The following is a 23,651-nucleotide window of genomic DNA, read 5'->3' as shown; positions in this document are numbered from 1 at the left end:
CTGGACGAACACGAGCGAAATGATCGATACCTGACGATGCGAGTGTCACCCATGTGACTGAACTCATTTGTTACCCATGTGCTTGTCCTCTACATGCCCCGCATACGGGCCCGATAAAGCCGGGCTACCCTCGCGAATTCCCCCGCCACGGAGGCCCGCCCCGACAGCACGTCCCTGTGCTGATCGGGGCTCTCGCGACATCCATGTCGCATGACCTCCTGAGCGCGGGTTTCGCTCGGCCTTCTGAAGGGGCGTTTCGGTGCGCTCGGATATTTCTCTGGAAATCCTGCTCTTCGTAGGAGCGAGCTTGCTCGCGAAGGGAGTTTCCCGGCAGCTGCGGTGTTTTGGATCGACTCCGCTCCCTCTCCCTAACCCTCTCCCTGAAGGGAGAGGGGACCGTTCGGAGCGCTTGGGTATTCGTGAGTCAGCCGGCAACGCCGAAAGCTTCCGGCTGAAACCATGCTTTCTCTCGGCACGGACAAGCCCCCTCTCCCTTCAGGGAGAGGGCTGGGGAGAGGGCTCTCTTTGCAGAGCCCAACCTCCGCCTCAACCCCATCGGAAGTCCGTAGGGCGGACTCCGTCCGCGATTGGATTCACCGGCCGCGCTGGACGCCCCGGTGGCACGGCCTGGGTTTTCGCGTCAGGGGGAGGTTGGCGTGTGCGGAGCAATATCCGCGAGCAAGGAGCGGGCGTCCCTCTCTCGCCCACAAAAAACGCCGTTTCCCCTCACCGGGAAAACGGCGTCCTGTCTTGCGGCGCAGGCCCTTACTCGAAGCGGTTGCCCGGCAGGTCGGCCTTGGCCAGGGTCTCCGGCAGCACGCGCTTGGCCGCCAGGTAATGGCGTTGCCAGTACTTGTCGTTGAGGTTGGCCACCTTCACCTTCTGCCCGCGGCGCGGGGCGTGGACGAAGCGGTCGTTGCCGACGTAGATGCCCACGTGGTCGACGTTGCGGCTGCGGATGCGGAAGAACACCAGGTCGCCGGGCTGCAGGTCGCGGCGCGCCACCTTGGGGTTGCTGCTCTGGTAGATGGCCCGGGCGGTGCGCGGCAGCTCGACGTCGTCGACGTCGCGGAACACGTACTTGACTAGGCCGCTGCAGTCGAAACCCTTGGGCGAGGTGCCGCCCCAGCGGTAGGGCGTGCCGATCATGCTGAAGGCACGCTGGGTGACCTGGTGGGCGTCACTGGGCTGCGGCTTCGCCGGCTGGGCGATGCTCAGCAGCTCCTTGCCCTGCACCGGGACACGGAGTTCGAGAGGGGCGGGCGCGTAGGAGCGCGTGGCCCGTGGGGAAGCTTCCACCCCGGTTACAACGGCGGCCAAACTGGCTGCCAAGCCTATGGAAAGGCATGTCAAAAGGGTACTGCGCATTCGGCATGTCTTCTTTCTGGTTGTGGATGTAACCCAGACTCCGCTGGATCGCCGTTGCTCTTCGGCGGGCGATGGTTTCCTTTGGTCCGCGAAAAATTCCGCGCATTCTGACCGACTTTTCGTGACTGTGTTTTGACCGTCCGTCGCTTGCGGGGAACGCCGTGTGACTCGGCGGGCATTCGATGACATGTGTCCGGAGCGCCCGGTCGGGCGCCGGCCTTATAGCTGAAAGCCCTATGCCAGGCGGCTTGCCGGGACATGGCCAAAGGCCGCGCGAGGGCGGGAAGAAGGGGGCGCGCGAGGCGTGGAGTAGGACCTCATGTCGCAGGGAAAAACCCGACGAAATGCAGGTCATCTGACGATTTTCGTCAGTCGGCGAGGTGTTCGCGCAGCGCCGGCAGGACTTTTTCGCGCAGCAGCGGCGCCAGTGGTTCGGGGTGGCGGTCGTGTTCCAGCCAGGCCAGTTCCTCCAGTTCGGCGGCGGCGCTCACCGGGTGCGGCAGGCTGGCGACGAAGACGTGGGCGTCGACGCGGGTGTCGGCTTCGTTGGCCGCGGCGGCCTGGAAGTTGCCCAGTGGCTGCAGGGCGCTGGCCGGCAGGACGAGGCCGAGTTCTTCCTGCAGTTCGCGCAGCAGCGCCTGCTGCGGGCTTTCGCCGGGCTCGCGCTTGCCGCCGGGGAGCATGAAGGCTCGGGTGCCGCGCTTGCGCACCAGCAGCAGGCGGCCGCTGGCGTCGAGCAGGCAGGCGGCGGCGATGTCGAGGGTGGTCTGGGGCATGCGCGGGCTCACTTGAGGACCTGGTAGCGCACCTGCACGATGCCGCTGGGGAAGCTGCGCTGTTCCAGCAGTTGCAGGCGCCGTTCGAGCCCGATGCCGAACAGCGGGATGCCGGCGCCGAGCAGGTGCGGAATGATGCTGACGATCACCTCGTCGAGCAAGTCCGCCGCCAGGCAGTTGCCGGCCAGGCTGCCGCCGCCCACCAGCCAGATGCGCTGGCAGCCGCGGGCCTCCAGGCTGGCCAGGGCCTCGCTGGGCGAGCAGTGCAGCAGTTCCACCTGAGGGGCTGCCAGCGGCAGATGGTTGGCGCGGGTGAGGACGATGGCCGGCTTGTCCGGGTAGGGCCATTCGCCGAAGTCGAGGCATTGCAGGTAGGTGCCGCGGCCCATCAGCAGGCCATCGATGCCGGCGTAGAAGGCGGCGTAGCCATGGTCGTCGTCCTGGCTCTGGAAATGCTTCAGCCAGTCGACGCTGCCGTCGGGGCGGGCGATGTAGCCGTCCAGGCTGCTGGCCACGTAATAGATGAGGGTGGCGGGCACGGCGTTTCTCCGGGAAAGGCGCGCGGAAGCGCGCGCCTGCATTGAGCATGGCATCGCCCCGGCCAGGCGGCCAGGGCGGCTGCTGTCGCCCGTCCGATCAGGCCTGCTCCGCTTCCAGCGCCGGATGGCGTTCGCCGCGCGTTGCTGCCGGCTGCAAGCCCTGCAGGCCGCCGCGCAGGTCCTGGCCGCTGGGCTGCTGGTAGACGCCCAGGCCGAATTCCGGCAGCACCGCCAGCAGGTAGTCGAAGATGTCGCCCTGGATGCGCTCGTACTCCAGCCAGGCGGTGGTGCGGGTGAAGCAGTAGATCTCCAGGGGCACGCCCTCGGCGGTGGGCTGCAGCTGGCGGACCATGCAGGTCATGTGCGGGTGGATCTCCGGGTGGGCCTTGAGGTAGGCCTCGGCGTAGGCGCGGAAGGTGCCGATGTTGGTCAGCCGCCGGCGGTTGGCCGACAGCGGCACGTTGCCGGCGTTGGCCTGGTTCCATTCGTTCAGCTCGTCCTGCTTGCGCTGCAGGTAGTCGGTCAGCAGGCGCACGCCGGACAGCCGGCGCGCCTCGGCCTCGTCGAGGAAGCGCACCTGGCTGGCGTCGAGGTACAGGCTGCGCTTGATGCGCCGCCCGCCGGACTGCTGCATGCCGCGCCAGTTCTTGAACGACTCGGACATCAGGCGCCAGGTGGGCACGGAGACGATGGTCTTGTCCCAGTTCTGCACCTTCACCGTGTGCAGGGTGATGTCCACCACGTCGCCGTCGGCGCCGACCTGGGGCATCTCGATCCAGTCGCCCACCCGCAGCATGTCGTTGCTGGTCAGCTGCACGCTGGCGACGAAGCTCAGCAGGGTGTCCTTGTAGACCAGCAGCAGGACCGCGGACATGGCGCCCAGGCCCGAGAGCAGCAGCATCGGCGAGCGGTCGATGAGGATGGAGACGATGACGATGCCGCCGAACACGAACAGGAACAGCTTGGCCAGTTGCACGTAGCCCTTGATCGAGCGGGTGCGGGCGTGTTCGGTGCGCGCGTAGATGTCCAGCAGGGCGTCGAGCAGGGCGCTCAGGGCCAGCAGCAGGAACAGCGCGGTGACCGCCATGGCCAGGTTGCGCAGGAAGGCCTCGGGCCGGCCGGTCAGGTTGGGGATCAGCGCCAGGCCGAACTGCACCACCAGCGACGGTACCGTCTGGGCCAGGCGCATGAATACGCGGTTGTCGCGCAGGTCGCCGAGCCAGCCCAGCGCCGGCTGGCGGGCCAGCAGGTCGGCGATGCGGCGCACCAGGTAGCGCGCCAGGCGGCCGAGCAGCCAGGCCACGCCCAGCAGCAGGGCCAGGCCGAGGCCGGCGCTGGCCAGCGGTTGTTGGTCGAGCAGGGCCCAGTAGCCCTGGAGGGTGGCGAGGGGGGAGGAAAGGTCCATAGGCCGGAAACATCCTTTGGATCGGGGCGCCAGTGCGGGGTGGCGCGTATTGCGGAGGCTACGGGGTAGCCGCGAAGGCCCGGCCGCGATGGCCGGGGTGAGCGCGACATTGTAGCGGCTGGGGCGGGGAGGAAATTTCCGAAATGTAACTTCAGCCTGCCAGCTCCTCCAGGGTGCGCCCGCGGGTCTCGATGCCGAAGCCCCAGACCACCGCGGCGGCCGCCAGGAAACACAGCGCGCCGAGGGTGAACACGCCGCCCTGGCCAGCCACCGGCAGCACCAGGCCGCTGATGGTGGGCCCCAGCAGCGAGCCGACCCGGCCCACCGCCGAGGCGAAGCCAGAGCCGGTGGCGCGCGCCGAGGTGGGGTACAGCTCCGGGGTGTAGGTGTAGAGCACCGCCCACATGCCGAAGAGGAAGAACTGCATGGCCAGGCCGAAGCCGATCAGCAGCGCCAGGCTGCCGCCGAACACCGCGGTCTGGCCGTAGGCGTAGGCCATGGCGCCGCCGCCCAGGAGCATCAGCACGCAGCTCGGCTTGCGCCCCCAGCGCTCCACCAGCCAGGCCGCGCAGAGGAAGCCGGGGATGCCGGCCAGGGAGATCAGTACCGTGTAGTACACCGACTGGGTCACGGCGAAGCCGGATTGCTGCAGCAGGGCGCTGAGCCAGGAGGTCAGGCCGTAGAAGCCGAGCAGGGCGAAGAACCACAGGCTCCAGACCGTCAGGGTGCGGCTGCGGTAGGCCGGCGACCAGAGTTCGGCGAAGGCGCTGAAGAAGCCCGGGCGGCTCGGTTCGGGACGCGCCAGCGGCTGCGGTTCGGGCAGGCTGGATAGCTTCAGCGAGGCCATCACCCGCGCCTCGATGCGCTGCAGCGAGCGTTCGGCCTTGTCCGCCAGCCCGGCCTGTTCCAGCCAGCGTGGCGACTCCGGCACCATGAAGCGGATGGCCAGCACGAACAGGGCGGGGAAGGCCAGCAGCAGGAACAGGCTGCGCCAGCCGGCGACCGGCAGCACGAAGTAGGACAGGCAGCCGGCGGCGATGAAGCCCAGCGGCCAGAAGCCGTCCATCAGCGCGATGTAACGGCCGCGGGCCCTGGCCGGGATCATCTCCGAGAGCAGCGACTGGGCGATGGGGAACTCCATGCCCATGCCGATGCCCAGCAGCACGCGGTACAGCGTCAGGCTCTGCACGTCGCCGGCGGTGGAGCACAGGTAGCTGGCCAGGCCCCAGAGCACGATGCTCCACTGGAACACCGGCTTGCGCCCGAAGCGGTCGGCGAGCATGCCCGACAGCGCCGCGCCCAGCACCATGCCGAAGAAGCTGGAGCTGGCCAGCAGCCCGGCCTGGGCGCTGGACAGGCCGAACTCGGCTTTGATCGAGCCGAGCAGGAAGGTCATCATCGCCAGGTCCATGGAGTCGAAGAAGAACGCCAGGGCGATGATCACGAAGATCAGGCGGTGGTAGGGGCTCAGCGGCAGGCGCTCGAGGCGCTCGGCGGCGGTGGGGCGATGCGGCATCTCGACACTCCTCGGGCTGTCCTGCGGCCAGTCTGGGATGGGCCCCGGCGGCGGACTTGCCCGAGGGCGACACGGGGCGTGCGGATCGCGACCGGCGAATAAAACCTGCGCGCGCGCGCGGCAACCGTTACGCTATGCAGCTGTTTGTTCCTTTCGTCTTCCCGAGGTCTGCCTTGTTCGCCCAATTCGCCCTCCACGAACGCCTGCTCAAGGCGCTGGAAACCCTGTCCTTCACCGAGCCGACCGCCGTCCAGGCCGCGGCCATCCCGAAGGCGCTGGAGGGCCGCGACCTGCGCGTGACCGCGCAGACCGGCAGCGGCAAGACCGCCGCCTTCGTGCTGCCGCTGCTGCACCGCCTGCTCAGCGAGGAGAAGCCCAGGAGCGGCGCCCGCGCGCTGATCCTGCTGCCGACCCGCGAGCTGGCCCAGCAGACCCTCAAGGAAGTCGAGCGCTTCGCCCAGTTCACCTTCATCAAGGCCTGCCTGATCACCGGCGGCGAGGACTTCAAGGTGCAGGGCGCGCGCCTGCGCAAGAACCCGGAGATCATCATCGGCACCCCCGGCCGCCTGAACGAGCAGTTCAACGCCGGCAACCTGCCGCTGGGCGACGTCGAGGTGCTGGTGCTGGACGAGGCCGACCGCATGCTCGACATGGGCTTCGCCGAGGACGTGCTCAAGCTCGCCGGCCAGTGCCCGGCGCAGCGCCAGACCCTGCTGTTCTCCGCCACCGCCGGCAGCGGCCTGCGCGAGATGATCGAGCAGGTGCTGCGCGAGCCGGAGCACCTGCTGCTCAACCGCGTCGGCGAGATCAACGAGGAAGTCCGCCAGCAGGTCATCCTGGTGGACGAGGGCGAGCACAAGGAAGCCGTGCTGTTCTGGCTGCTGCAGAACGAGCCCTATGAGAAGGCCATCGTCTTCACCAACACCCGCGTGCAGGCCGACCGCCTGACCGGCCGGCTGATCGCCGCCGGGCACAAGGTCTTCGTGCTGCACGGCGAGAAGGACCAGAAGGACCGCAAGCTGGCCATCGAGCGCCTGAAGCAGGGCGCGGTGAAGATCCTCATCGCCACCGACGTGGCCGCCCGCGGCCTGGACGTGGACAACCTGGACCTGGTGGTGAACTACGACGTGCCGCGCAAGGGCGACGAGTACGTGCACCGCATCGGCCGCACCGGCCGCGCGGGCGCCGCCGGCACCGCGATCTCGCTGGTGGCGCACACCGACTGGAACCTGATGTCGAGCATCGAGCGCTACCTCAAGCTGCGCTTCGAAGCCCGCAGCATCCCAGGCCTGAAGGCCGGCTACAAGGGGCCGAAGAAGCTCAAGGCCTCGGGCAAGGCCGCCGGCACCAAGAAGAAAAAGACCGACGCCGGCAAGAAGGCCGGCGCCAAGCCCGCCGCCAGGCGCAAGCCGGCGAACAAGCCGAAGGCGGCGCCGTCCGCGGTGGTCAGCAACGACGGCATGGCGCCGCTCAAGCGCAGGAAGCCGGCGGCCGAGTAAGTTCCCGGCACCGAGGCTCTTCGTAGGAGCGCGCCCTGCGCGCGAAATCGCGGGCAGGGCCCGCTCCTACAGGTGGGTTCGAAGCCCCGTAGGATGGGTTGAGCACAAGCTCAACCCATCCTACGAAGAGCGGCCTAGGCGTAGTTTGCGCCAGGGCTTTTCGTAGGAGCGAGCTTGCTCGCGAACAAACCCCGCGGCGGAATCCGTTCGCGAGCAAGCTCGCTCCTACAGCAACTCCCGGGGCTTGGCGGGCGTCCCGGATCACTCGAAGGCGAAATGCTCCGCCTTCAGCCCCATCACCGACCGCACCGGCTTGCCCATGGCCGCCGCGTGGCCCTTGGCGCGGGGCAGCAGGCGGGCGAAGTAGAAGTCGCTGGTGGCGATCTTGGCCTTGTAGAAATCGCCGGACTCGCTGCCGCCCTGGCGCAGGCGCCTGCGCGCCGTGGCTTCCTGCAGCGCCCAGGCGTAGGCCAGGGCCACGTAGCCGGAGAACATCAGGTAGTCGTGGCTGGCCGTGCCCACCAGGTCGCGCTCCTTGCGGGCGCTCAGGGCGATGCGCAGGGTCAGCAGGTTCCACTGCGCGCACAGTTTCAGCAGCGTCAGCGCGCGGCCGCGCATGGCCGGCTCCTCCCTGAGCAGCCCGGTGGCGAACTTCGCCACCACCCTGGTGAAGTCGCGCACCGCCTTGCCCTGGGTCATCAGCAGCACCTTGCGCCCCAGCAGGTCCAGGGCCTGGATGCCGGTGGTGCCCTCGTAGAGGGTGGCGATGCGCGCGTCGCGGACGATCTGCTCCATGCCGTGCTCGCGGATGTAGCCGTGGCCGCCGAACACCTGCATGCCCAGGTTGGCGCTTTCCAGGCCCAGTTCGGTGAGGCAGCCCTTGAGGATGGGGGTGAGGAAGCCGAGCTTGTCGTCCCAGCGCTGGTACTCGGCGTCGTCGTTGCTCAGCAGGCCCTGGATCATCTTGTCGGCATACTGCGTGGCCAGGTAGACCAGCGCGCGGCCGCCCTCGGCCACGGCCTTCTGCGTCAGCAGCATGCGCCGCACGTCGCCGTGGTGCATCAGGCTGTCGGCCACCTGTTCCGGTTCCTTGGTGCCGGACAGCGCGCGCATCGAGCGGCGCTCGCGGGCATAGGCCAGGGCGCCCTGGTAGGCCAGCTCGGCGGTGGCCACGCCCTGGATGGCAGTGCCGATGCGGGCGCTGTTCATGAAGGTGAACATGCATTCCAGGCCCTTGTTCGCCGGGCCGATGAGGAAGCCGCGGGCCTCGTCGAAGTTCATCACGCAGGTGGCCGAGGCCTTGATGCCCATCTTCTTCTCCAGCGCGCCGCAGCTGACGCCGTTGCGCGGGCCGAGGCCGCCGTCCCCGCCGGGCAGGAACTTGGGCACGATGAACAGCGAGATGCCGCGGGTGCCCCTGGGCGCGTCGGGCAGGCGGGCCAGGACGATGTGCACGATGTTCTCGGTGAGGTCGTGCTCGCCGGAGGAGATGAAGATCTTGGTGCCGGTGATGGCGTAGCTGCCGTCGGCCTGGGGTTCGGCGCGGGTCTTCACCTGGCCCAGGTCGGTGCCGCACTGCGGTTCGGTGAGGCACATGGTGCCGCCCCAGCGGCCTTCGGTGAGGGGCGCCAGGTAGGTGCGCTTCTGCTCCTCGGTGCCGTGCTGCATCAGGGTGTTCATGGCGCCCAGGGACAGCCCCGGGTACATGGAGAAGGGCCAGTTGGCGGTGCCGAGCATCTCCTGCTTGAGCGCGCCCAGGCTCATCGGCAGGCCCTGGCCGCCGTATTCCACCGGGTGCGACAGGCCCTGCCAGCCGCCGGCCACGTAGGCGTCGTAGGCCTCCTTGAAGCCCTTGGGCGTGCGCACCTCGCCGTTCTCCAGGTGGCAGCCTTCCTCGTCGCCGGAGTGGTAGAGCGGGGCGATCACCTCCTCGCAGAGCTTCGCGCATTCGCCGAGGATGGCGTCGACCATGTCCGGGGTGGCTTCGGCGCCGTTGATCAGGTTGCGGTAGTGCTCGGGAAAGTCGAAGACCTCGTTGAGCAGGAAGCGGGTGTCGCGCAGCGGGGCTTTGTAGACGGGCATTGGGGTGACCTCGGGGGGACTGTGGTCGCAGTTATACGGCCGCGCACCCCGCCTGGCCTTGGCAGCGGCAACAGCCGGCGCCTGGCAGATCGGACAATCGACCGTCATCGCGATTGACCGCCGCGGGTGTCGCGGGTATATACACGTATCATGCTGACCACCCAATGCCTCTGCACCCAGTTGCGCCGTGCCGCCCGTGGTGTCACCCGCGTCTATGACGATGCCCTGCAGGGCATCGGGCTGACGGTCGCGCAGTTTTCCCTGCTGCGTCACCTGGCGCGCCTGGAGCAACCGAGCATTTCCGAGCTGGCCGAGGCCATGGGCCTGGACCGCAGCACCCTGGGCCGCAACCTGCGGCCGCTGCAGGCCGAGGGCCTGGTTGTGCTGCAGGGCGATGCCGGCGACCAGCGCAACCGTCTGGTGCTGCTCACCGCCGCCGGACGCGAGCGCCTGGAGCAGGGCGCGCAGCCGTGGGAGGCGGCGCAGCGGCGGATGTACGAACGCCTGGGCGCGGAACGCCGCGAGCAGCTGATGGCCTTGCTGGGGGAGCTGGAAGCCCTCGATTGAGCCCCTTTGCCAAGGGCTCTTCTGGATAAATGCGGGTATATACCCCTGTTGGAGCGAGAAGAACAATGTCCAAGCTGTCGCGTGCGGGTTTCTGGATACTGCTGTCCGGCGCCCTGATCCTGGCCCTGTCCCTGGGCGTCCGCCACGGCTTCGGCCTGTTCCTCGCGCCCATGAGCGCGCAGTTCGGCTGGGGCCGCGAGGTGTTCGCCTTCGCCATCGCCCTGCAGAACCTCATCTGGGGTATCGCCCAGCCGTTCACCGGGGCCCTGGCCGACCGTTTCGGCGCGGCCCGCGCGGTGCTGGTGGGCGGCCTGCTGTATGCCCTGGGCCTGGTGCTGATGGGCTATGCGGACTCCGCCGCCAGCCTCTCGCTGTCAGCCGGGTTGCTGATCGGCATCGGCCTGTCCGGCACCTCCTTCTCGGTGATCCTCGGCGCCGTCGGCCGCGCCGTGCCGCTGGAGCGGCGCAGCATGGCCATGGGCATCTCCGCCGCCGCCGGCTCCTTCGGCCAGTTCGCCATGCTGCCCGGCACCCTCGGCCTGATCGGCTGGCTCGGCTGGTCGGCGGCGCTGCTCGCCCTGGGCCTGCTGGTGGCGCTGATCGTGCCGCTGGCCGGGCTGATGCGCGACAAGCCGCTGCCGGTGCAGTCCCACGAGCAGTCCCTGGGCGATGCGCTGCGCGAGGCCTGCGGGCATTCCGGCTTCTGGCTGCTGTCGCTGGGCTTCTTCGTCTGCGGCTTCCAGGTGGTGTTCATCGGCGTGCACCTGCCGGCCTACCTGGTGGACCGCCACCTGCCGGCCACCGTCGGCACCACGGTGTTGGCGCTGGTGGGGCTATTCAACGTGTTCGGCACCTACATCGCCGGCTGGCTCGGCGGGCGCTTCAGCAAGCCGAAGCTGCTGACCGGCCTGTACCTGGTGCGCGGCCTGGTGATCCTGGCCTTCCTCTGGGCGCCGCTGACGGTGTGGACGGCCTACGCCTTCGGCATCGCCATGGGCCTGCTGTGGCTGTCCACTGTGCCGCTGACCAATGGCACCGTGGCCACGCTGTTCGGCGTGCGCAACCTGTCCATGCTCGGCGGCATCACCTTCCTCTTCCACCAGATCGGCGCCTTCCTCGGCGGCTGGCTGGGCGGCTACGTCTACGACCACACCGGCAACTACGACCTGGTCTGGCGCATCGCGATCCTCCTCTCGCTGCTCGCCGGCCTGCTCAACTGGCCGGTGCGCGAACGCCCGGTGGCGCGCCTGGGCGCCGCGGAGGCGGCATGAACCCGCTGGCCCTGCGCCTGGGGGCGGCCGTGCTGGCCGTGGCGCTGCTGGGCCTGGCCTGGTGGGGTTGGCGCCATGGCGGCCTGGCGCTGCTGCAGGCGGGCCTGGGCCACTGCTTCTGAGGATTGCCGAGCGCGGGGCAGGGGAGTAGCGTCCTCCGATCGAAGAAGGAGAATCGCCATGTCCCGCCATCTGTTCCTCGGCCTGCTGTGCTGCCTGCCGCTGGCCGCCCAGGCCGCCGACTGCCCGCCGCTGCTGGCGCAGCAGGGGCACCTGCAGAAGCTGCGCTCGAAGGTCGACCTTGACCTGTGCGGGCTCTACGCCGGCAAGCCGCTGCTGGTGGTCAACACCGCTAGCCACTGCGGCTTCACCCCGCAGTTCAAGGGCCTGGAGGCGATCTACCAGCGCTACAAGGGCCAGGGCCTGGAAGTGCTGGGCGTGCCCTCGGACGACTTCAAGCAGGAGGCCGACGACGCCGCCGAGACGGCCCAGGTCTGCTACGGCAACTACGGCGTGACCTTCAACATGACCCAGGTGCAGCCGGTGCGCGGCGACGACGCCATCCCGCTGTTCCGCGAGCTGGCGCGCCAGGCCGACCAGGCGCCGCGCTGGAACTTCTACAAATACGTGGTGGACCGCCAGGGCAAGGTGGTGGCGCAGTTCCCCAGCCTGACCAAGCCGGACGACCCGGCATTGCAGGCGGCCATCGAGAAGGCGATCGCCAGCCAGCCGTAAGGATGAAAAGCCGGACGATACCTGGCTCCGCTCCCTTGGGCGTGGGCGGTCAGCCGGCAAGTTCGTAGGGCGCATAACCGTTCGCGGTTATCCGCCGTTGGCCGTGCCACCGGGGCGTCCGGCGTGGGCGGTGAATCCAATCGCGGACGGAGTCCGCTCCTACGACCGTGCTTTCCTGGAACCGTAGGACTCTGTCCGCGATTGGTGGATAACGCCGTAGGCGTTATGCGCCCTACGAACTGGGAGCCCAGGGTTCGCGAGCAAGAACTAGGCGTCCCCCTCGATCCTACGAAGAGCAATGCCGTTCTTGATTGGAGCGCAGGGCCAGGGCAACAAACGAAGCCCCCATGAAAAATGCCGTTTCTCCCATGGGAAGAAACGGCATTCTTCAAGGGAACGGCATCAGGGCATCTGCCCGGCTTCTCCCCGTGCGCTCGCGCCTGTCAGAAGCGATAGGTGACTTGCGCGGTCAGGCCGTTGGCGCTGTTGTCGTACTTGGCGCTATAGGCCGGTTGCAGGCCGATGCCAGTGCCGTCCTTGACGTTGACGCTGGCGGTGTCTTCCCACAGGTAGGCGTAGGCGACGTCGACGGTCAGGTCCGGGTTCGGCGACCAGCCGGCACCGAAGGTGACGATCTGGCGGTTGCCCACCGGGATGCGCACGTTGCGGTAGTCGTTGTCGGTCGGCGACGGATCGTAGGCGTAGCCCGTGCGCAGTACCCATTCCGGGTTCAACTGGTAGGAGGCGCCGATGGAGGCCGACCAGGTGTCATGCCACTTCAGGTCTTCGCCGATGGTGCCGAAGCCCAGCGCCTGGCCCAGGGCCGGTACGCCGCTGTTGCGCACTTCGATGGCCTCCAGGCGGCTCCAGCGGGTCCATACGGCACCGACGTAGCCGGTCCACTTGTCGTTGAACTTGTGGGTGAAGGAGGTATCCACCGACTCCGGCAGGGTGATGTCGAGCTTGGCGTCGTAGCTGCCGTTCAGGCCCAGGGCGCCGGGGGCGTTCTTGACCTTGGTGCGGCCGCCCAGGTGGTAGTCGACCTTGGAGTGGTAGGTCAGGCCCCAGGTGGTGTCGTCGGTCAGGTCGACCATCACGCCGATGTTGTAGCCCAGCGCGGTGTCGTCGCCCTTGATGTCGATGTGGGTGTCGCCGCGGCCGCCATTCAGCGCATTGGTCGCCAGGTCGTTCTTCAACTGGCCGTCGATGCGGTTGAAGGTCGGGCCGAAGCCGACGGAGACCTTGTCGTTGATCTTGTAGGCGATGGTCGGCTGGACAGTGATCACCTGGACCTTGCTGTAGGAGCCGTGGTAGCTGCCCTGGAAGCCGTTCTCGTAGTCGTTGATGATGCCGTAGGGCACGTAGACGCCGAGGCCGACGGTGAAGTCCTCATTGATCGGGGTGGAGAAGTAGCCGAACGGGACGGCGGCCAGGGGGACGGAGTCGCCCTTGTTGGAGCCCGGGCCGGAGGCGCCGCTGATGTCGTCCTTGGCATCGACGATGGCCAGGCCGCCGCTGACCTCGGTGCGCTTGAGCTTGGACAGGCCGGCCGGGTTACCGTAGATGGTACTGGCATCGAGTGCCGAGGAAGCGCGGCCCGCGTAGGCGGTGCCGGCGCCGCTGGCGCTCTGTTCGTTGATCGCGATGCCGTTGGCCAGGGCCTGGGCAGAGGCAGCGCTGATGGTCAGAGCGAGGGTGGTTTTGAGCCATGTTGTTTTCATTGTAAGAGCAACTCCTGTGGTCAACGGCGCGCAAACTACCAAGATTCCCGGGCCTTTGGTAGTACCCCAAAGGGGCTCTACGTCGGGCTTTTGCGCGCAAAGTGCCGCCGTTGGGCGAGCCTTTAGCTTCGTTAATGTATGTAAATGAAAGCTGACTGATCGGTCATTGACCGAGGTCAGGCCGCGAGCAGCGGATCGCCGATGTATGCCTGCCAGGCGTCGAGAAAATCACGCAGGTGGCCATGGGGCCGGAACACCCGGCGCCAGACCCTGGCCTGGCCGAGGTGGTCGGTGGGGGCGGGCAGTGGCAGGCGCTGGGCCTCCACCAGCATCCAGGCGATGGCGGTGCTGTAGCGCAGGTTCACGGTCAGTTCCAGGTGCGGGGCGTCGAGGAAGGCGTGCTGGCTGGCCAGGCCGCGCACGCGGCTGGCAAGGTTCGGGTCCAGGGCCAGGTAGCGATCCCAGAGCTGTTGGTGGCGGTATTCGTCGATGCGGAACAGGCCGTGTCCGTGGCCGTTGTCCAGGCTGCTGCCAAGCGCCGATTGACAGGCCGCCGCTCCCAGCAACAGCGCCTCGGCCTCCCCGCTGTGACGTTCCAGGTACAGCAGGGTGGGCCGGATGACGTGCTGTCGCAGGTCGCAGGCGGCGATTCCCATGGTCTTGTCCCTCGATGAACGGCGGGGCTGGGCGTCTTGGCAGCTTCTGATGTTCTCCTGGGCCCCGCCGTAAGCGGACTTAGCCGCTCGATTTGAAGTGTAGTGCGACAAAACCACTGTAAAGGACTGTTTTTAAATTGTTTTGATTTTCTGCAGCCCAGGCATATTCCTCGATGTGATTAACCGGGAATGGGTTACCGCGTCGGGAAAGGAGCCCCAGGCCGCGCCAGATGCGGCCTGGGGCGGCGCGTCAGGCGCCGGTGGCCACCGGGTGCCGCGGGTCGGTGATCCATTCGCTCCAGGAGCCGGCGTAGAGGCGGCCCAGGGGGTAGCCGGCCAGGCTCAGGGCGAACAGGTTGTGGCAGGCGGTGACGCCGGAGCCGCAGTAGGCCACCAGCTCCTGGGCCGGGCGGCCGCGCAGCAGGCGGGCGAAGCGCTGGTGCAGCTGCGCTGGCGGCAGGAAGCGGCCGTCGCTGCCGAGGTTGTCGGTGAAGGCCGCGCACTGGGCGCCGGGGATGTGGCCGGCGACCGGGTCGATGGGCTCCACCTCGCCGCGGAAGCGCGGCTCGGCGCGGGCGTCGATCAGCGGCAGCTGCGGGTCGGCGAGCAGCGCCGAGAGTTCGCCGGCATCGATCAGCAGGCCGTTGTCCGGCTCGCCGTGGAAGGCGCCCGCCGGCACCGCCGGCTCGGCGGTGGTCAGCGGCAGGCCGGCGGCGCGCCAGGCGTTCATGCCGCCGTCGAGCAGGTACACGCCGTCGCGCTTGCCCAGCCACAGCAGCAGCCACCAGGCGCGGGCGGCGAAGGCGCCGGGGCCGTCGTCGTAGAGCACCACCTCGTCGCTGTTGTCCAGGCCCCAGGCGCGCAGGCGCTGGATCAGCGCAGCGGCGTCGGGCAGCGGGTGGCGGCCGGTCACGCCCTTGACCACCGGGGCCGAGAGGTCGCGCTCGAGGTCGGCGTACTGGGCGCCGGGGATGTGGTTCTCGGCGAACACGCGGGCGCCGTAGCCCGGGTCGTCCAGGGCGAAGCGGCAGTCGAGGATCAGCAGGCCGGGTTCGTCCAGGCGGGCTGCCAGTTGTTGCGGGCTGAGCAGGCGGGCGAGTGACATCGTTCGGGTTCCTGTGTCGTGACGGTTTCCTCGCGCATCATAAGGCTTGTGCAATGGAAAACGCCGGTTCGCGGCGGCTTTCTTCGATCCGATGGAGTTTTCGCCCATGTCCAGTCTGCAACCGGCGACCCAGGCGGCCTCGCGGGCGCGCGTCTGCGCCATCGCCCTGGCGACCGGCCTGATCACCTTCTACTACAGCCTGCTGGTGCTGTCCCTGGCCGCCATCGGCCGCCTGCGCCGCGAGCGCGTGGACCGCTACACCCGCCAGTGGTCCGGCCTGCTGCTGCGCCTGGTGCGCATGCGCCTGAGCGTGCACGGGGCCATGCCGGACTTCGGCGACGGGCGGCGCTACATGATCCTCTGCAACCACTCCAGCCACTACGACATCCCGGCCAGCTTCGCCGCGCTGCCCGGTTCGATCCGCATGCTGGCCAAGCGCGAGCTGTACCGCATCCCGGTGCTCGGCCGGGCCATGCGCGCCGCCGAGTTCCCCTCCATCGACCGGCACAACGGCCAGCGCGCCCGCGACGACCTGCAGCGTGCGCGGCAAATGATGGAGAGCGGCATCGTGCTGTGGGCGGCGCCGGAGGGCACCCGTTCGGACGACGGGCGCCTGCTGCCGTTCAAGAAGGGTTGCTTCCGCCTGGCGCTGGACACCGACGCGGTGATCATCCCGGTGGCCATCCGCGGCATCCACCGGGTGCTGCCGGCGCGCACCTTCGACCTCAACCTGGGCCAGCCGGTGGACCTGCTGGTGGGCCGCCCGGTGGATGCCGCGGCCTTCCGCGGGCAGGGCCTGGACGCCCTGATGGGCGAAGTCCGCGGGCGCATGCAGGAGCTGCTGGAGCCGGGCGCCGCGAAGTGCGCCGAAGCGGCCCGCGAGGAGCCGCTGGCGCTGGGCTGAGGCGCGTCAGCGAATCTTCAGGCGGCCGATGCGGTCGTTTTCCAGGCTGCCGAAGTAGAGGTAGTCGCCCACCGGCTTGGCCGAGGTGACCATGCGCAGGTGCTGGCCGCTGGTGTCGTGCAGGCTGCGTACGATCTTGCCGTTCTCGTCCAGGGCGATGACCAGCCCGTAGGGGACCGGCTTGGGCAGCAGCGCCCGCGGCAGCTTGGTCAACTGGCGCTTGAGCCAGGGCTGGCCGAGGATGAAGTCGGCGTCGGCCTTGCGCGGCGTCGGCATGGCCACCCAGAAGGTGCCCTTGCGGTCGCCCTGGAGGTTGTCCGGCAGCCCCGGCAGGTTGTCGATGAAGATGTCCTGCTGCCCGGCCTTCGGGCCCTTCAGCCAATAGCGGGCGATGCGGTAGCGGTAGGTCTCGTTGACCAGCACGAAGTCCTCGTTGGCCGACAGCGTCACGCCGTTGGCGAAGTACAGGTCCTTGAGCAGCGTCTCGGTCTTGCCGGTCGCCGGGTCGTAGCGCAGCAGGCGGCCGTGGGGGCGGGTCTCCAGGTAGTCGAGGATGTAGTCGGGCTGGCGGAAGCGGCTGGAGGCGTCGCTGAAGTAGATGTGCCCGTCGCTGGCGATGTCCAGGTCGTCGGTGAAGGCGAAGGGCACGCCGTCGGCCTCGGTGCTGAGCACCGTGATCTTGCCTTGCGCGTCGATCTTCAGCAGGCCTTTCCAGGCGTCGGCGACGATCAGGTTGCCCTGGGCGTCGAAATCCATGCCCAGCGGGCGGCCGCCGGTCTCGGCGAAGGTGCTGACCTGGCCGTTGTCCAGGCGCACCACGCGGCCGTCGTCCAGGCCGGCGTAGAGGCGGCCCTGGGCGTCCACCGCGGTGTCTTCCGGGCCCTTCACCTGGCCCAGGCCGAGCAGCTCGGCCTTCATCAGGGTGTCGTTGGGTTCCAGCACGCCGGTCATCGGCGGCGCCGGCGGCGGGTTCCAGGCCACGGGGTCGATGGGGCTCGGGGTGATGGCGAGGTAGGCCGCGGCGGCAGCGATCAGCAGTACCAGCAGGGTTGCGAGTTTCTTCATCATGAAGGCTTCTTGTCGGGGATCCTGGGGCGGGAAAGATAAGCCTTCGTCCGCATCTGTACAGCCTTGTAGGCAAAAGCGGAATGCTCGTACATCATCCGGCCCGATATAATGCGCCCCATGTGAAGCAAGGAGATGTTCGTGAGCGCCCTCGATATCCGGTGGATCCGCGACGATGCCAGCCTGGCGCAGCAATGCCGGGACTGGAAACAACTGCCGTACCTGGCACTCGATACCGAGTTCATGCGCGTCGATACCTTTTACCCCGGAGCCGGCCTGGTGCAGGTCGGCGACGGCGAGCGGGCGTGGCTGATCGACCCGCTGCTGATCCGCGACTGGACGCCCTTCGCCGAGGTGCTGGAGGCGCCCTCGGTGGTCAAGGTGTTCCATGCCTGCGGCGAGGACCTGGAAGTCTTCCAGCGCCTGACCGGCAGCCTGCCGCAGCCGCTGTTCGACACCCAGCTGGCCGCCGCCTACCTGGGCATGGCGCATTCCATGGGCTATTCCAAGCTGGTGCTGGAGATGCTCGGCCTGGACCTGCCCAAGGACGAGACGCGTTCGGACTGGCTGCAGCGCCCGCTGACCGACATGCAGGTGCGCTATGCCGCCGAGGACGTGCAGCACCTGGCCGAGGTCTACGTGAAGCTGGCGCCGCGCCTGCCCGAGCACAAGCTGGCCTGGCTGCTGGCCGATGGCGCCGACCTGGTCGCCAACCAGACCCGCGTCAGCGACCCGCGCGAGGCCTGGCGCGACGTCAAGCTGGCCTGGAAGCTGGCCCCGCAGCAGCTCGCGGTGCTGCGCGAGGTCTGCGCCTGGCGCGAGGAACAGGCGCGCCTGCGCAACCAGCCGCGCAACCGCATCCTGCGCGAGCAGACGCTGTGGCCGCTGGCGCGCCTGCAGCCGAAGGACAAGCAGGCGCTGGCGCGCATCGACGAGATGCACCCGCGCACCGTGCGCCAGGATGGCGACACCCTGCTGGCGCTGCTCGCCCATGCCGCCGCGCTGCCCGCCGAGCAATGGCCCGAGCCGTTGCCCGAGCCGCTGCCGCGCGAGGTGACGCCGCTGCTCAAGCGGCTGCGCGAGGTCGGCCAGCGCGAGGCCGAGCGCCAGGGCATGGCCCCGGAGCTGATGCTGCGCAAGAAGATTCTCGAGGCGCTGCTCAAGAGCGGCTACCCCGACGGCCCCTACCGCCTGCCCGATTCCCTGCAGGGCTGGCGCCGTGAACTGATGGGCCAGGCCCTGCTGGATTGCCTGGCCGCCCCGGAGAACCCATGAAACGCATCTGCTCCATCTACAAGAGCCCGCGCAAGAACGAGATGTACCTGTACGTCGACAAGCGCGAGGCCCTGAGCCGCGTGCCCGAGGCCCTGCTGGCGGCGTTCGGCGCGCCGCAGCACGCCTTCGACCTGGTGCTCGGCCCCGAGCGCAAGCTGGCCCGCGAAGATATCCACAAGGTGCTGGAGAACATCGAGAAGCAGGGCTTCCACCTGCAGATGCCGCCGGCGGAGGAGGAGTACATCGAGCACCTGCCCGAAGAGCTGCTGCGGATGAACGATCCCCTGTAAGGCGTCGAAAAGTCGACGCCTACGCGAATTGGTACGAAATAACTGTGCAAGTTGTAGGTGCAAGAGCATTATTGCGTCAGAAAATTCCTGATTAAGCGGAACGCCTGGACTTCCAGCCGGTCTACAGGCCTTCGTTCAACTCGCACAAAATCGCCGCTGCACGCAGGGACGATACCGACAATGCCAATCAACGTGCCTTCGCCTTGCCCCACGGGTGCGATTTAAACCATGCGCCTGCTCATCCTCGATCGCGAACATACCCTCTACGCCGCGCTGACCATGGCTGCCGAGCCCAGCCTCAGCGTGGTATCCGGCGACAAACCCGACAACCTCGTCGAGGCCGCCGCCGAATGCCCGGTGTGGCTGGGCGAGCCCGACCTGGTGGCGCAGCTGCTGCGCAAGGGCGTGCACCCCGTCTGGGTGCAGTCCACCTGGGCCGGCATCACCCCGCTGCTGGCCGACGACCTGCCCAAGGACTATGCCCTGAGCCGCGCGGTGGGCATCTTCGGCCAGGTGATGAGCGAATACCTGCTGACCTACATGCTGGCCCACGAGCGCCAGTTCCTCGGCCGCCTGGCCAGCCAGGTGGGCAGCCAGTGGGACGACCGCGCGCCCGGCAGCCTGCGTGGCCGCCACGTGCTGCTGGTGGGCACCGGCGAGATCGGCCTGGCCGTGGCGCACATGCTGGCGGCCTTCGGCGTCGAGCTGACCGGCGTGGCGCGCACCCCGCGGCCGCTGCAGCCGTTCCAGCGGGTGGGCTCGCTGGCCGAGCTGCCGCGCCTGGTGGAGACCGCCGACTACGTGGTCAACCTGCTGCCCGACACCCCGGACACCCAGGACATCTTCGACCTGGCGCTGTTCCAGCGGATGAAGCCCTCGACGCTGTTCATCAATGCCGGGCGCGGCGTCGCGGTGGTCGACGCCGACCTGGTCAGCGCCCTGGAAAGCAACCGCCTGGCCGGCGCCGTCATCGACGTCTGCCGCCAGGAGCCGCTGCCGCCGCAGCATCCGTTCTGGAGCGCGCCGCGCCTGCTGCTCACCGGCCACACTGCCGCGCCGACGCTGCCGGGGCCGATGGTGGAGCTGTTCCGCGAGAACCTGTCGCGCTTCTGGGCCGGGCAGCCCATGCGCGGCGAGGTGGACTTCACCCGTGGCTACTGACGTCGGGCGCTCCGCGCGGGGCGCCCTGTTCCTCACAGGCTGAAATCGCCCTCGGCGGCCAGCTGCTCCAGCGGCCGGCGCGGGCTGGGCGTCTCGCGCGCCTGCAGGCTTTCCGGGAGGATCGCCTTGTCGCCGAGCTTGCCGATGGCGATGGCAGCGTGGATCTCGTGGTCGTCCGGCACCTTCAGCTCGACGCGGGTGGCCTCGCGGTCGAAGCCGGCCATGCCGTGGCTGTGCCAGCCGGCCAGGCTCGCCTGCAGGGCCAGGAAGCCCCAGGCCGCGCCGGTGTCGAAGGTGTGCCAGAGCGCCGGTTTCTCCTCGCTGGAGCCGGGCGGGGCGAAGGTGGTCTTGGACAGCACTATCACCAGCGCCGCGGCGTTCTGCGCCCAGCCGCGGTTGAATTCGCCCAGCAGGTCCAGGTAGCGCTGCCAGTTCGGCGTGTCGCGGCGCGCGTAGAGGAAGCGCCAGGGCTGCGAGTTGAACGAGGAGGGCGCCCAGCGCGCGGCTTCGAGGAAGCCCAGCAGGGTTTCCTCGGGGATGCTCTCGCCGCTGAAGGCGCGGGGCGACCAGCGATTGATGAACTGCGGGTCGATGGGATAGTCGGCAACGCGGGGATTGGCGCTCATGGCGGCTCCTGCTGGCAAGGGGGATGGTGCCGTGGACGGCTGGGCATCGCGGATCATGGGGGAGGCGGCGGCCCGCTCGGGCCTGATGGTGGAGGAAAGCTACCCAGCCGCGCGGCCCCTGGCAAGCGCTCCGGTGGTCACCTGCGCTTGGCCGGCGCGGCGCCTGGGCATAGACTTGGCGCCCCGTGAAAAGCCTCACCTAGAAAAACGATGGCCGCCAAAGTCGAACCCTTCTGGAAACGCAAGACCCTCGAACAGCTCGATCAGCAGGAGTGGGAGTCGCTGTGCGACGGCTGCGGTTTGTGCTGCCTGCAGAAACTCGAGGACGAGGACGACGGCACCGTCTACTACACGCGCATCGCCTGCAAGCTGCTGGACCTGAAGACCTGCCGCTGCACCGACTACGCCAACCGCCGCGCCAGCGTGCCCGACTGCATCCAGCTCACCCCGGCCCAGGCCGACGAGTTCCGCTGGCTGCCGCCGACCTGCGGCTACCGCCTGGTGGCCGAGGGCAAGGACCTGCCGCTGTGGCATCACCTAGTCTGCGGCGACCCCGATGCGGTGCATCATGAGCGGATTTCACAGTCGGGGCGGATGCTCAGCGAGACCGCGGTGGCCGAGGACGACTGGGAAGAGCACCTGATCTTCCGGGCGGGGTGATATCGCCTGGGGGAATCGCGGACGCAGGCCGCTCCTACGCCGCCCCACCCACGTCATTCCCCTGTGGGAGCGGACTCCGCCCGCGATCGACCCGGCGCAGGCCGTAGGGCGCATAACCGTTCGCGGTTATCCGCCGCTGGCCGTAACACCGATGCCCGCGAATGACGGCGGATAACGCCGTAGGCGTTATGCGCCCTACGGTTATGGCTTGGCCGTAGCGCCGTAGGGCGAATAACCGTTCGCGGTTATCCGCCGCTGGCTGCAACGCCGGTGCTCGCGAGTGGTGGCGGATAACGCCGTAGGCGTTATGCGCCCTACGGTTATGACAGGCCCAGCACCTTGAGCACGAAGGCGTATTCCAGGGCCACGTCCTTGAGTCCCTGGTAGCGCCCGCTCATGCCGCCGTGGCCGGCGCCCAGGTCGGTCTTGAGCAGCAGCAGGTTGTCGTCGGTCTTGTTGGCGCGCAGCTTGGCCACCCACTTGGCCGCTTCCCAGTACTGCACGCGGCTGTCGTTGTAGCCGGCCACCACCAGCAGCGCCGGGTAGTCCTGGGCGCAGACGTTCTCGTAGGGCGCGTAGGCGCGGATGCGCTCGTAGACCTCGTGCTCCTGCGGGTTGCCCCACTCGTCGTACTCGGTGACGGTCAGCGGCAGGTCCGGGTCGAGCATGGTGTTGAGCACGTCGACGAAGGGCACCTCGGCGATGCAGGCGGCGAACTGCTGCGGGCGCTGGTTGAGCACCGCGCCCATCAGCAGGCCGCCGGCGCTTCCGCCGCTGATCACGGTCTGCGCCGGGGTGCTGTAGCCCTCGGCGCAGAGGTGCTCGGCGCAGGCGATGAAGTCGCTGAAGCTGTTCTGCTTGTGCGCCAGCTTGCCGGCGCGGTACCAGGCCTCGCCCAGCTCGCCGCCGCCACGCACGTGGGCGATGGCGAAGACGAAGCCGCGCTCCAGCAGGCTCAGGCGGGCGTGGGAGAACCAGGGATCGAGGCTCGCCCCATAGGCGCCGTAGCCGTACAGGTACAGCGGCGCCGGGCGGCCGGCGGCGATGCCTTGCAGTACCTCGCGGCGCGCCACCAGGCTGATCGGCACCTGCACGCCATCCACGCTGCCGGCCCAGAGCCGGCGGCTCTCGTAGGCGTCGGCGTCGAAGGGGCCTTCCACCGGGGTTTCCTTGAGCACCTGCTGGGCGCCGTCGAGCAGGCCCAGCTGGCGGATCTGCGCCGGGCGGTTGAGCGCCTCGTAGCGCAGGCGGATGACCGGGCTGTGGAATTCCAGGCTGTCCTGCACGTACAGGTTGTAGGCCGCGTCGGGCAGCTCCACGCGGCGCGGCGCCTGGCCTGCGGCATGGACCTCGACGATCGGCAGGCCGCCCTCGCGCAGGCTGAGGGTGAAGGCGTCCTGGTTGAGGGTGACGTCTTCGAGCATCACGCTGTCGCGGTGGGCGATCAGTTCGCGCCAGTGCTCGCGGTCGGGCTGCGCTTCGCTGGCGCTGTAGAGGGCGAAGTTGATGCCGCTCTGGTTGCTGCGGATGAACCAGGTCCATTGCTGGCCGAGCAGGCCATGGTCGACGTGGTATTCGTGCTCTTCCTGGCGCGGCGCCAGGCAGCGGAAGTCGCCGCGTGGCTGCTCGGCGTCGAGCACCCAGGCCTCGCTGGTGGTCTTGCTGCCCAGCAGCAGCACCAGCTGGCGCTCGGAGCTGGCGCGGTAGCAGTGCAGGAAGAAGCGCCCGTCGGGTTCCTCGAACACCAGTTCGGCGCCGGGCTCGCCCAGGGTGTGGCGGTACAGCTTGTGCGGGCGGTGGGTCTCGTCCAGCTCGCCGAAGAACAGGGTGCGGCTGTCGTTGGCCCAGGTCATGCTGCCGTCGCAGTCGTCGAAGGGCAGTTCCTCCACGGCGCCGCTGGCCAGGTCCTTGACGTACAGGCGGTAGATCTCGTCGCCGCTGGTGTCCAGGCTGTAGGCCAGGCGCGAATGGTCGGGGCTGATGCTGAAGGCGCCGAGGGAAAGGAAGCCGCCGGCGGCCAGTTCGTTGGGGTCGAGCAGCAGCTGCTCGGCGCTTTCGTCCACGGCCAGCGAGTCGCCGGCCGGGCGCAGGCAGCGGTAATGGCGCGGGTACTCGTCGCCGGCGGTGGTGCGCTGGTAGTACAGCCACGGGCCCCAGGGCGAGGGCAGCGACAGGTCGGTCTCGCGGATGCGGCCCTTGATCTCCTGGAACAGTTGCTCGCGCAGTTCGGCCTGCCCGGCCAGCTCGGTTTCGAGGTAGGCGTTCTCCGCCTTGAGGTAGTCGAGCACTTCGGCGCTGTCGCGCTGCTGCAGCCAGGCGTAGGGATCGGCGGCGGCTTCGCGGCGGGCGATGGGGGGCTGGCGGTGGGTCATGGCGGCTCCTTGGCGGGGCAGGGGTGACGCCCGGCTGCGCACCCGTGGGGAAAAGCGG

General features: G+C 68.6%; 22 protein-coding genes. 10 read left to right on the top strand and 12 right to left on the bottom strand.

Annotation, left to right across the window (positions count from 1 at the left end):
* Positions 1-765: 765 nt before the first annotated feature.
* The 5 genes from CHC02_RS22645 to CHC02_RS22625 all read right to left on the bottom strand — a co-directional run bounded on the left by CHC02_RS22645 (position 766) and on the right by CHC02_RS22625 (position 5,604).
* The gene (locus CHC02_RS22645; RefSeq protein WP_089393656.1) at positions 766-1,368 is read right to left on the bottom strand and encodes a C40 family peptidase; all 603 of its coding nucleotides are present in this window, start codon (positions 1,366-1,368) and stop codon (positions 766-768) included.
* Positions 1,369-1,736: 368 nt separating this feature from the next.
* Positions 1,737-2,144 (bottom strand): NUDIX hydrolase, encoded by a 408-nt coding sequence (locus CHC02_RS22640; RefSeq protein WP_089393655.1) that lies wholly within the window; start codon positions 2,142-2,144, stop codon positions 1,737-1,739.
* 8 nt (positions 2,145-2,152) lie between these two features.
* Positions 2,153-2,683, bottom strand: a complete 531-nt coding sequence (locus CHC02_RS22635; RefSeq protein WP_089393654.1) for a dihydrofolate reductase family protein — start codon at positions 2,681-2,683, stop codon at positions 2,153-2,155.
* Between the two features lie 97 nt (positions 2,684-2,780).
* Positions 2,781-4,088, bottom strand: coding sequence for a mechanosensitive ion channel family protein (locus CHC02_RS22630; RefSeq protein WP_089393653.1), 1,308 nt, complete (start codon positions 4,086-4,088; stop codon positions 2,781-2,783).
* A 151-nt stretch (positions 4,089-4,239) separates the two neighbouring features.
* On the bottom strand, positions 4,240-5,604 hold the full coding sequence (locus CHC02_RS22625) for an MFS transporter (protein ID WP_089393652.1): 1,365 nt from the start codon (positions 5,602-5,604) through the stop codon (positions 4,240-4,242).
* 134 nt (positions 5,605-5,738) lie between these two features.
* On the opposite strand from CHC02_RS22625, the gene CHC02_RS22620 reads away from it, so the two are divergent.
* Positions 5,739-7,103 (top strand): DEAD/DEAH box helicase, encoded by a 1,365-nt coding sequence (locus CHC02_RS22620; RefSeq protein ID WP_089393651.1) that lies wholly within the window; start codon positions 5,739-5,741, stop codon positions 7,101-7,103.
* A gap of 261 nt (positions 7,104-7,364) precedes the next feature.
* Here CHC02_RS22620 and CHC02_RS22615 read toward each other — a convergent pair whose 3' ends face one another.
* Positions 7,365-9,185: an acyl-CoA dehydrogenase C-terminal domain-containing protein gene (locus CHC02_RS22615; RefSeq protein WP_089393650.1), complete on the bottom strand. Its 1,821-nt coding sequence runs from the start codon at positions 9,183-9,185 to the stop codon at positions 7,365-7,367.
* 150 nt (positions 9,186-9,335) lie between these two features.
* Here CHC02_RS22615 and CHC02_RS22610 point away from each other — a divergent pair, with 150 nt between their 5' ends.
* The 4 genes from CHC02_RS22610 to CHC02_RS22600 all read left to right on the top strand — a co-directional run bounded on the left by CHC02_RS22610 (position 9,336) and on the right by CHC02_RS22600 (position 11,758).
* Positions 9,336-9,752 (top strand): MarR family winged helix-turn-helix transcriptional regulator, encoded by a 417-nt coding sequence (locus CHC02_RS22610; protein WP_089393649.1) that lies wholly within the window; start codon positions 9,336-9,338, stop codon positions 9,750-9,752.
* A gap of 74 nt (positions 9,753-9,826) precedes the next feature.
* The gene (locus CHC02_RS22605) at positions 9,827-11,023 is read left to right on the top strand and encodes an MFS transporter (protein ID WP_089393662.1); all 1,197 of its coding nucleotides are present in this window, start codon (positions 9,827-9,829) and stop codon (positions 11,021-11,023) included.
* The gene (locus CHC02_RS30785) at positions 11,020-11,145 is read left to right on the top strand and encodes a hypothetical protein (protein WP_279615549.1); all 126 of its coding nucleotides are present in this window, start codon (positions 11,020-11,022) and stop codon (positions 11,143-11,145) included. Before CHC02_RS22605 ends, CHC02_RS30785 begins: the two co-directional genes overlap by 4 nt.
* A 58-nt stretch (positions 11,146-11,203) precedes the next feature.
* Entirely contained in the window at positions 11,204-11,758 is a 555-nt protein-coding gene (locus CHC02_RS22600) for a glutathione peroxidase (RefSeq protein ID WP_089393648.1), read from the top strand.
* Positions 11,759-12,201: 443 nt separating this feature from the next.
* Here CHC02_RS22600 and CHC02_RS22595 read toward each other — a convergent pair whose 3' ends face one another.
* The 3 genes from CHC02_RS22595 to CHC02_RS22585 all read right to left on the bottom strand — a co-directional run bounded on the left by CHC02_RS22595 (position 12,202) and on the right by CHC02_RS22585 (position 15,240).
* On the bottom strand, positions 12,202-13,479 hold the full coding sequence (locus tag CHC02_RS22595; RefSeq protein WP_089393647.1) for an outer membrane protein transport protein: 1,278 nt from the start codon (positions 13,477-13,479) through the stop codon (positions 12,202-12,204).
* 176 nt (positions 13,480-13,655) lie between these two features.
* The gene (locus CHC02_RS22590) at positions 13,656-14,135 is read right to left on the bottom strand and encodes a hypothetical protein (protein WP_089393646.1); all 480 of its coding nucleotides are present in this window, start codon (positions 14,133-14,135) and stop codon (positions 13,656-13,658) included.
* Positions 14,136-14,385: 250 nt separating this feature from the next.
* Positions 14,386-15,240 (bottom strand): sulfurtransferase, encoded by an 855-nt coding sequence (locus CHC02_RS22585; RefSeq protein ID WP_089393645.1) that lies wholly within the window; start codon positions 15,238-15,240, stop codon positions 14,386-14,388.
* A 106-nt stretch (positions 15,241-15,346) separates the two neighbouring features.
* Between CHC02_RS22585 and CHC02_RS22580 the strand changes: the two genes are divergently transcribed.
* A complete protein-coding gene (locus tag CHC02_RS22580; protein WP_089393644.1) occupies positions 15,347-16,144 on the top strand; it encodes a lysophospholipid acyltransferase family protein in 798 nt (265 codons plus the stop codon).
* A 6-nt stretch (positions 16,145-16,150) separates the two neighbouring features.
* Here CHC02_RS22580 and CHC02_RS22575 read toward each other — a convergent pair whose 3' ends face one another.
* A complete protein-coding gene (locus CHC02_RS22575; protein ID WP_089393661.1) occupies positions 16,151-17,209 on the bottom strand; it encodes an SMP-30/gluconolactonase/LRE family protein in 1,059 nt (352 codons plus the stop codon).
* A 135-nt stretch (positions 17,210-17,344) separates the two neighbouring features.
* On the opposite strand from CHC02_RS22575, the gene rnd reads away from it, so the two are divergent.
* The 3 genes from rnd (at position 17,345) to CHC02_RS22560 (ending at position 19,935) form a co-directional block, all read left to right on the top strand.
* A complete protein-coding gene (gene rnd, locus CHC02_RS22570; RefSeq protein ID WP_425262404.1) occupies positions 17,345-18,484 on the top strand; it encodes a ribonuclease D in 1,140 nt (379 codons plus the stop codon).
* Positions 18,481-18,774, top strand: coding sequence for a YcgL domain-containing protein (locus CHC02_RS22565; protein WP_089393643.1), 294 nt, complete (start codon positions 18,481-18,483; stop codon positions 18,772-18,774). Before rnd ends, CHC02_RS22565 begins: the two co-directional genes overlap by 4 nt.
* Before the next feature lie 228 nt (positions 18,775-19,002).
* The gene (locus tag CHC02_RS22560; RefSeq protein ID WP_089393642.1) at positions 19,003-19,935 is read left to right on the top strand and encodes a D-2-hydroxyacid dehydrogenase; all 933 of its coding nucleotides are present in this window, start codon (positions 19,003-19,005) and stop codon (positions 19,933-19,935) included.
* A gap of 32 nt (positions 19,936-19,967) precedes the next feature.
* On the opposite strand, the gene CHC02_RS22555 is transcribed toward CHC02_RS22560, so the two are convergent.
* Entirely contained in the window at positions 19,968-20,561 is a 594-nt protein-coding gene (locus CHC02_RS22555) for a nitroreductase family protein (RefSeq protein ID WP_089393641.1), read from the bottom strand.
* Positions 20,562-20,771: 210 nt separating this feature from the next.
* Between CHC02_RS22555 and CHC02_RS22550 the strand changes: the two genes are divergently transcribed.
* On the top strand, positions 20,772-21,221 hold the full coding sequence (locus CHC02_RS22550; protein WP_089393640.1) for a YcgN family cysteine cluster protein: 450 nt from the start codon (positions 20,772-20,774) through the stop codon (positions 21,219-21,221).
* A gap of 320 nt (positions 21,222-21,541) precedes the next feature.
* Here CHC02_RS22550 and CHC02_RS22545 read toward each other — a convergent pair whose 3' ends face one another.
* Complete coding sequence (locus CHC02_RS22545; protein ID WP_089393639.1) at positions 21,542-23,593, bottom strand: S9 family peptidase; 2,052 nt, start codon at positions 23,591-23,593, stop codon at positions 21,542-21,544.
* Positions 23,594-23,651: the final 58 nt, after the last annotated feature.

Origin of the sequence: Pseudomonas delhiensis (genome assembly GCF_900187975.1) — a bacterium.
Taxonomy (GTDB): Bacteria; Pseudomonadota; Gammaproteobacteria; order Pseudomonadales; family Pseudomonadaceae; genus Pseudomonas; species Pseudomonas delhiensis.
The sequence above is the reverse complement of the archived record's forward strand: the minus strand, read 5'-3'. Positions and strand labels throughout refer to the sequence as shown.